At 71.2% G+C, this 8,054-nt stretch carries 5 protein-coding genes; all 5 read right to left on the bottom strand.

Annotation, left to right across the window (positions count from 1 at the left end):
- Positions 1 to 1,537, bottom strand: a 1,537-nt coding sequence (locus KOL93_RS15965; protein WP_221586416.1) for a DNA polymerase III subunit gamma and tau, incomplete at its 3' end; no start/stop codon positions are given.
- 112 nt (positions 1,538 to 1,649) lie between these two features.
- Positions 1,650 to 4,187, bottom strand: coding sequence for a glycoside hydrolase family 65 protein (locus tag KOL93_RS15960; protein ID WP_221586415.1), 2,538 nt, complete (start codon positions 4,185 to 4,187; stop codon positions 1,650 to 1,652).
- Complete coding sequence (locus KOL93_RS15955) at positions 4,184 to 4,933, bottom strand: HAD family hydrolase (protein WP_221586414.1); 750 nt, start codon at positions 4,931 to 4,933, stop codon at positions 4,184 to 4,186. Before KOL93_RS15955 ends, KOL93_RS15960 begins: the two co-directional genes overlap by 4 nt.
- A gap of 61 nt (positions 4,934 to 4,994) precedes the next feature.
- The gene (locus tag KOL93_RS15950) at positions 4,995 to 6,800 is read right to left on the bottom strand and encodes a gamma-glutamyltransferase family protein (RefSeq protein ID WP_260406672.1); all 1,806 of its coding nucleotides are present in this window, start codon (positions 6,798 to 6,800) and stop codon (positions 4,995 to 4,997) included.
- A gap of 17 nt (positions 6,801 to 6,817) precedes the next feature.
- Positions 6,818 to 8,053: an acetate/propionate family kinase gene (locus KOL93_RS15945; RefSeq protein WP_221586413.1), complete on the bottom strand. Its 1,236-nt coding sequence runs from the start codon at positions 8,051 to 8,053 to the stop codon at positions 6,818 to 6,820.
- Between the last annotated feature and the right edge of the window lies 1 nt (position 8,054).

Genomic DNA, 8,054 nt, shown 5'->3' with positions numbered 1-8,054 from the left:
CCGGCTCGGCCGGCGCCGCGGACGGCGCAGCCGAGGCGTGCGCGGCCGCCGACGGCTGCGCACTGCGCGGATCCGCCGACGGGGGCTGCTCCGACGCGGACGACGGTGCGTCGGCGTGCGACGTCGCGGACGCGTCGGGCATCGAGGCGGTCGCCTCCGCCGGCGTGGCCGGCGGTGCGGAGACGGGCGGTGTGGGGGCTGCCTCGGGCGGCGCGACGGCGGGCGGCGCCGCGGGCTCCGAGGCAGGAGGAGCCGCGGGAGACGCGACCGCCGGAGGCGCTGCCGGCTCAGCCGCAGGGGCAGCAGCGGGAGGAGCGGCAGCCGCGGGAGACGCAGCGGGAGCAGCCGACGGTGCCGGCGGGCCCGATGCCGTCTGCGGGCGTGCGCCCGCCTGCGGCGCCGGCGCGGATTCGCTGCGCGACGCCTGCCGATCGGGGTCGTCGGCGGTCAGCACGCGCGCGATCATGAGCTCGAGGTGGAGCCGCGGCGACGTCGCGCCCGTCATCTGATCGAGCGCCGTGCTCACGATGTCGGCCGTGCGCGACAACCGCGCGGCCCCGTAGGCCTCCGCCTGGTGCTGCATGCGCTCGAGCTCGTCGGAAGGCAGGCCGCGCAGGACGGCCGAGGCCTCGGGCCCGGTCGCCGCGATGACGATGAGGTCGCGGAGGCGCTCGAGCAGGTCGTCGACGAAGCGGCGCGGATCCTGACCGGTCTGCACCACGCGGTCGACGGCCGCGAAGGCCGCTCCCGGCTCGCGCGTGGAGAAGGCCTCGACGACCTCGTCGAGGAGCTCGCCGTGCGTGTAGCCGAGGAGAGCGACCGCCCGCTCGTACGAGACCGTCGCCCCCTCGGATCCCGCGATGAGCTGGTCGAGGATCGACAGCGTGTCGCGCGGCGACCCGGCACCCGCGCGCACGACGAGCGGCAGGACTCCGGCGTCAGGCTGGATGCTCTCCTGCGCGCACAGGGTCTCGATGTAAGTCAGCATGGCCGCCGGCGGGACGAGGCGGAACGGGTAGTGGTGCGTGCGTGAGCGAATCGTGCCGATGACCTTCTCGGGCTCGGTCGTCGCGAAGATGAACTTGACGTGCGCCGGCGGCTCTTCGACAAGCTTCAGCAGGGCGTTGAATCCCTGCGCCGTGACCATGTGCGCCTCGTCGAGGATGAAGATCTTGTAGCGGTCGCGTGCGGGGGCGAAGATCGCCCGCTCGCGCAGGTCGCGGGCGTCGTCGACGCCGTTGTGACTCGCGGCGTCGATCTCGACGACATCGAGAGAGCCGCCGCCCGCGCGCGACAGCTCGACGCAGCTGTCGCACTGCCCGCAGGGCGTGTCGGTGGGCCCCTGCGCGCAGTTGAGGCAGCGCGCGAGAATGCGCGCCGAGGTCGTCTTGCCGCACCCGCGCGGACCGGAGAAGAGATAGGCGTGGCCGATGCGGTCGGAGCGCAGAGCCGTCATGAGCGGCTCGGTCACCTGGGACTGGCCGATCATCTCGGCGAAGGTCTCGGGCCGGTAGCGGCGGTACAGGGCTGTGCTCACCACACCAGCCTACGGGCGACCCCTGACAAACGAAGCCGTGGGAAGAGATCCGCCTGCGGCCGGATCCCGGCCCGCCCACCGCTTCGAGGCGCAGGCGCCGCCGTGCCGCGCATCACCCCTGAAGATCGTCGCGGACGACCTCCGCATCGCCCGCCGCTTCGGCGGCGATGACCGGTAGGACGTCCGTCGGCGGCGGCACGGTCACCTTCGCCCGGGTGCCGTCGTGGCGCACTCGCCGCCGCAGAGCGGGACGGCCGGGGATGACGGGACCCTGCCCGACGAGAGGGATGACGGATGTCTCGCCCGCGCGGACCACATAGTCCTCGCCGCGGACGTGGAACGACATCTCGTCGACGTCGCCGCCCGGGCGCAGGGCGACCCGCAGCTCGTCGCGGCGCAGCGTCACGTCGAGCCTGCCGCCGTGCCGCGTCAGCGGGAAGGACAGCTCGGGCCACGCCGCAGGCAGACGGGGGTCGAAGCTCAGCGTCCCGTCGTCGTCGCGCATGCCGCCGAAGCCGCTCACGAGAGTCGTCCAGGCACCGCCGGCCGCCGCGATGTGGACCCCGTCGGAGGCGTTGTGATGCAGATCCGCGAGGTCGACGAAGAGCGAGTGCTCGAAGTACTCGAGCGCCTGATCCTGGTAGCCGACCTCTGCCGCCATGACGGACTGCACGACGCCCGACAGCGTCGAGTCGCCCGTCGTCAGCGGGTCGTAGTACTCGAAGTCGGCGAGCTTCTCCTCCGCCGTGAAGTGGCTGCCCTGCAGGAACTGGGCGAGCACGACGTCCGCCTGCTTCAGCACCTGGAAGCGATAGATGACCAGCGGGTGGAAGTGCAGCAGGAGCGGCCTCTGCGACGCCGGGGTGTTCTCGAGATCCCACAGCTCCCGCGCCAGGAACAGCGAATCCTGCGGGTGGATCCCCGCCTCAGCACTGTAGGGGATGTACATGGCGTCGCCCCGGCGCTCCCACATCTCGGGCTCATCGGCCCCCAGCGAGAGACGATCGACCATGGCGCGATAGTCGGCAGGCGTGCGCTCGGCCATCTCGCGCACGACGAGCGCGGCGGCCCGCAGATTGAATCGCGCCATGACGTTCGTGAACAGGTTGTCGTTGACGACCGTCGTGTACTCGTCGGGTCCCGTCACCCCGTGGATGTGGAACGTGTCGACGCCGTTCTCCTCGCGCCAGAAGCCCAGCGTGGTCCACAGCCGGGCCGTCTCGACGAGCAGGTCGATGCCCTCCCGCGCCATGAAGCGGATGTCGTTCGTCGCCCGCACGTACTTGACGAGCGCATACGCGACGTCTGCATTGATGTGGTACTGCGCCGTGCCCGCCGCGTAGTAGGCGGACGCCTCCTCGCCGTTGATCGTCCGCCACGGGATCAGGGCGCCGCCCTCGCTCATCTGCGCGGCCCGTCGTCGCGCCGCGGGGAGCATGCCCGCGCGCATGCGGAGGGCGTTGCGCGCCCAGCAGGGAGATGTGTAGTCGAGGAACGGGAGCACGTAGACGTCGGTGTCCCAGAAGTAGTGACCGCTGTAGCCGGATCCCGTCATGCCCTTGGCGGGCACGCCCCAGCCATCGGCGCGAGCCGCCGCCATCGCCACCTGCAGGAGACACCACCGCGTCGCCTGCTGCAGACTGTCCTGCCCGGGGATCCTGACGTCCGACCGCTCCCAGAAGTCGTCGAGCCAGGCGCGCTGCCGGACGAAGTGCTCCTCCACGCCCGCTCGCTTCGCGCGATCGAGCGTGCGGCGGGCGCGATCGATGAGCTCGGACGCCGGCACACCGCGCGACGTGTGGTAGCTGACGAACTTCGTGATGGTGACGGGAACGCCCTGCTTCGCGTCGATGCGGAAGACGTTCTTCGCGATGTCGGGCTCGATGAGCTGCCGTGCTTCGAAGGAGTTCTCGGTGTCGACGATATGGTCCGCCGCGACCGCGAGCGTCATCCCGCTCGACACGGTGCTGTACGACAGGACGGAGCGATCGCCGGACTGCCAGTGCTCCTGCGGCTCCAGGACGCGCTCGGCGATCCGCTCGGTCTTGCGCGGGTCGAATGCCGGCGCCTGGGCGTTCCGCTTCGCCATCGACGGCCGACCGCCGTACACGTCCTCGCCGTCCTGTCGGTTGATGAGCTGGCAGTTGACGACGACGGGCGCGTCAGAGTTCAGCACCGTGACCTTCATCTGCAGGATCGCGAGATGGCGGTCCTCGAACGAGATCAGGCGGCGCGACTCGAGCAGCACCTCCTTGCCCGACGGAGTGACCCAGTGGATCCGGCGGTTCTGCGAGGCGTCACGGAAGTCGAGGGTGCGCTCGTACGACGTCATCTCGGCGATGTCGATCGACATCGGCTCATCATCGACGTAGACGCGCATCGTCTTCGCGTCAGGGACGTTCACGATCGTCTGCCCCACCTCGGCGAAGCCGTAGGCGTTCTCGGCGTGCTTGATCGGCCAGGTCTCATGGAACCCGTTGATGAACGTGCCGTGCTCGTGCGCGTGGCGTCCCTCGGCGAAGTTCCCGCGCATGCCGAGATAGCCGTTGCCGATCGCGAAGGTCGTCTCGGTGACCCCGAGGTCCTCGTCGCTGAATCGCGTCTCGACGAGGCGCCACGGGTCGATCGGGAAGCGTTCGCGGTCGATCATGCAGAAGTCCCCATCAGCTCGGCGAGGTCGTTCACGATGACATGGGCGCCGGCGGCGCGCAGCGCATCGGCGCCCGCTCCGCGATCGACGCCGATGATGAGTCCGAAGCCGCCCGCGGCTCCGGACGCGACGCCCGACAGCGCGTCCTCGACGACGACGGCGCGCGCCGGATCCACTCCGAGCTCGCGCGCGCCCTCGAGGAACACATCCGGGGCGGGTTTCGACGGCAGATCCTGCTCCTCCGCGACCACGCCGTCCACGACGACCGGGAACCGCGATCGGATCCCGGCCGCATCGAGCACGGGGCGGGCGTTCTTGGAGCTCGAGACGACCGCGACGGGCATGCCCTCCGCAGCGAGCGCATCGAGCACAGCGAGCGATCCCGGAAACGGGGCGATTCCGTCGCGCCGGAGCACCCGCATGAACACATCGTTCTTGCGGTTGCCGATGCCGCAGATCGTGTCGGCAGACGGATGATCGGAGGGATCGCCCCACGGGACCTCGACGTCACGACTGCGCAGGAGCCCCGCGACGCCGTCGTAGCGCCGCTTGCCGTCGACGTAGGCGTAGTAGTCCTGATCGGTGTACGGCGGCGAGATCCGCCACGCGGCGAAGAGCTCGTCGAACATCGTCTGCCAGGCGTGCATGTGCACCTCGGCCGTCGGCGTGAGCACGCCGTCGAGATCGAAGAGCACGGCTTCGAAGCCCTGCAGACGGGGCACGCGGGGGGTGGCGCTCTCGGTCATCTCAGGTCTCCGTTCGGGTCAGGAGCCGTGCATCACCGCCAGGTTAGGGCATGACGAGGGGTCAGCGCCCCACGGCGTAGCCCTGCGCGCCCCGAGGGTTCGCCGCGGCCTGGAGCAGACCCGTCGCGGAATCGCGCGCGACAGCCGACAGGCGCCCGGCCGACCAGTCGTCGCCGACCGTCACGACGTGCCCGCGCGCCTCGAGTCCGGCGACGAACTCGCGTGGGAAGCGCCCCTCGACGTATGCGCCGCCGGGCGTCCACGTGCGCGGCCAGAAGGATCCGGGCATCGACGTCGTGTGGAAGGCGGGCGCGTCGATCGCCTGCTGCGGCTCGTAGCCGCCCACGATCGTCCGCAGGAGGTAGAGGAGCTGCCACTGATCCTGCTGGTCGCCGCCGGGGCTTCCGAGCGCGGACACCGCGACGCCGTCCCGCCGCAGGACCGTCGGCGTGAGCGTCGTGCGCGGTCGACGGCCCCCGCGGAGCGCGGCAGGAGACGACTCGTCGAGCCAGGTCATCTGCAGGCGCGTGCCCATGCAGAATCCGAGGCCGGGGATGTGAGGAGACGACTGCAGCCAGCCGCCCGAGGGCGTCGCCGAGATCATGTTGCCCCACCGGTCGACGACGTCGAGGTGGCACGTGTCGCCGCGCGTGCGGCCCGCCGGCGACACGGTCGGCTCTCCCCCGCCCGAGGCCGCGCCGAGATCTCCGGGCCGCGCGAGCGGCGGGACGAAAGACGTGCGTCCCGGCACGTCGCTCGGGCGGAACTCGTGCGACGCCGTCTCGCCGATGAGGGCGCGGCGGCGCGCGAGGTGGTCGGGATCGAGAAGCAGCGCCAGCAGCGCGTCGGGGTCGTCGACGTCACCGAAGTGAGCGTCACGGTCGGCGAGTGCGAGCTTCAGGGCCTCGAGGACGCGGTGGGCGCCCTCGGGCGTCGACGGGTCGATCTCGTCGTCGTCGAATCCGTCGAGCAGCGCGAGGGCGATGAGGAGCGCGGGCCCCTGCCCCCACAGCCTCTGCTTGACGACGTCGACGCCGCGGAACGTCGTCGACGCGGGCTGCTCCCAGGATGCCGCGAATCGAGCGATGTCGTCGGCGGTCATGACCCCGGCGTGGTCGCCGCCGGTCGAGTGGCGGTGGGGGGCGGCCATCCCGGCGAGCATCGCGTCCGCGACGAACCCCGTCGCCCACTCGCGGCGCACGGCGTCGATGCGCTCCTCGCGGGTGGATCCGCTCGCACTCGCCACAAGGCGGCTCAGGGTCTCGGCGTACTCGGGGCGCCGGATCACCGTGCCGGGCGCGGGCGCGGATCCGTCAGGCATCCACTGCGCGGCCGACGCGGGCCAGTGCTCGCGGAACAGGTCGGCGACCGTGTCGATCATCGTCGCGAGCTGCGCGGAGATCTCGTGGCCTGTCGTCGCGTAGTGGATCGCGTAGGCGAGCACCTCGTCGACCTCCCAGGTGCCGTGGTCGCGCAGCAGCAGGAGCCACGCGTCGACCGCGCCGGGAACGGCTGCGGCGAGCGCGCCCGATCCAGGGACGAGATCGAGCCCCTCCGCGCGGTAGCGGGCGACGCTCGCGGCGGCAGGCGCCGGCCCCTGCCCCATGAGCACGCGCGGATCCCCGCCCGCGGGAGCGGCGATCGCGACCATGTCGCCGCCGGGACCGTTGAGGTGCGGCTCGACGACGTGCAGCACGAACCCCGCGGCGGTGGCGGCATCGAAGGCGTTGCCTCCCCGCTCGAGCACGGCCTGCGCGACCGAGGACGCGATCCAGTGCGTGGATCCCGCCATGCCGAAGTTCCCGCGCAGCGTCGGGCGCGTGGTGAACGAGGACGGGGAGACGAAGGGCGAGGTGAGTTCAGGCATCACCTTCCATCCTGCCGTCAGAGCTGAGCGACGCGCTCGAGCGACTGGCGTGCGATCTCGAGTTCCTCGTCGGTCGGGACGATGAGCACCGTGACGGCGGAGTCGTCCGTCGAGATCCGCGTGACCTCTCCACGCGGAGCGGCCTCGTTGCGGGACCGGTCGACGCGGACCCCGAGGAAGCCGAGGGTGTCGAGCGCGGCCTCGCGCACGCCGGGTGAGTTCTCCCCGACGCCCGCCGTGAACGCGATGACGTCGACGCCGCCCAGCACCGCGATGTACGCGCCCGCGTAGGAGCGCAGGCGGTGGGCGTACACGTCGAGCGCGAGCTGCGCCTGCTCGTCGCCGGCGTCGCTCTGCGCGATGAGGTCGCGCATGTCGCTCGCTCCCCCGAGACCGAGCAGCCCGCTCTCCTTGTTGAGCAGCCGGTCGATCTCGTCGACGTCGAGACCGGCGCGCCGCTGGAGGTGCAGCAGGATCGCGGGATCGAGGTCGCCGGAGCGCGTTCCCATGACGAGCCCCTCGAGCGGAGTGAACCCCATCGACGTCGCGACGGACCTCCCGCCGTCGATCGCGGTGACCGAGGCCCCGTTGCCGAGGTGGAACACGATCTGCTTGAGCTCGTCGAGCGGGCGGTCGACGTGTGCGGCCGCCGTCTCGCTCACGTACTTGTGGCTCGTGCCGTGGAAGCCGTATCGGCGGATCCGGTGGCGCGCCGCGAGGTCGCGATCGATCGCGTATGTGTAGGCCTCGGGAGGCATGGTCTGGTGGAACGCCGTGTCGAACACCGCCACGTGCGGGATGTCTCTGAATGCCGACCGCGCGGCGCGGATGCCCTGCAGCGCTCCCGGATTGTGCAGCGGGGCGAGCACCGACAGCTCGTCGATGTTGATCTCGACGAGGTCGTCGACGACGGTCGCCTCGAAGAAGCGCGCGCCGCCGTGCACGACTCGGTGCCCGACGACCGTCGGGGCGTGCTCGGCGAGGGACGGGCCGTGTTCGGCGAACGCATCGAGCATGACCTGGAAGCCGGTCGTGTGATCCGGGATCTGGCGCGAGATCTCGTGCGTCACCCGGTCGAGCGCGATCGACGGCTCCTCCGGATCCGCGTGGTGCCGAACCGTGTGCAGGGCGCGCCCGTGAGCCTCGCCGATGCGCTCGACGAGCCCCGACGCGAGCACGCGCTCGCCGAGCATGTCGATCAGCTGGTACTTGAAGGACGAGGATCCGCTGTTGACGACGAGGACGACGCTCATG

The sequence above is a fragment of the Microbacterium salitolerans genome, assembly GCF_019720895.1.
Taxonomy (GTDB): Bacteria; Actinomycetota; Actinomycetes; order Actinomycetales; family Microbacteriaceae; genus Microbacterium.
The sequence above is the reverse complement of the archived record's forward strand: the minus strand, read 5'-3'. Positions and strand labels throughout refer to the sequence as shown.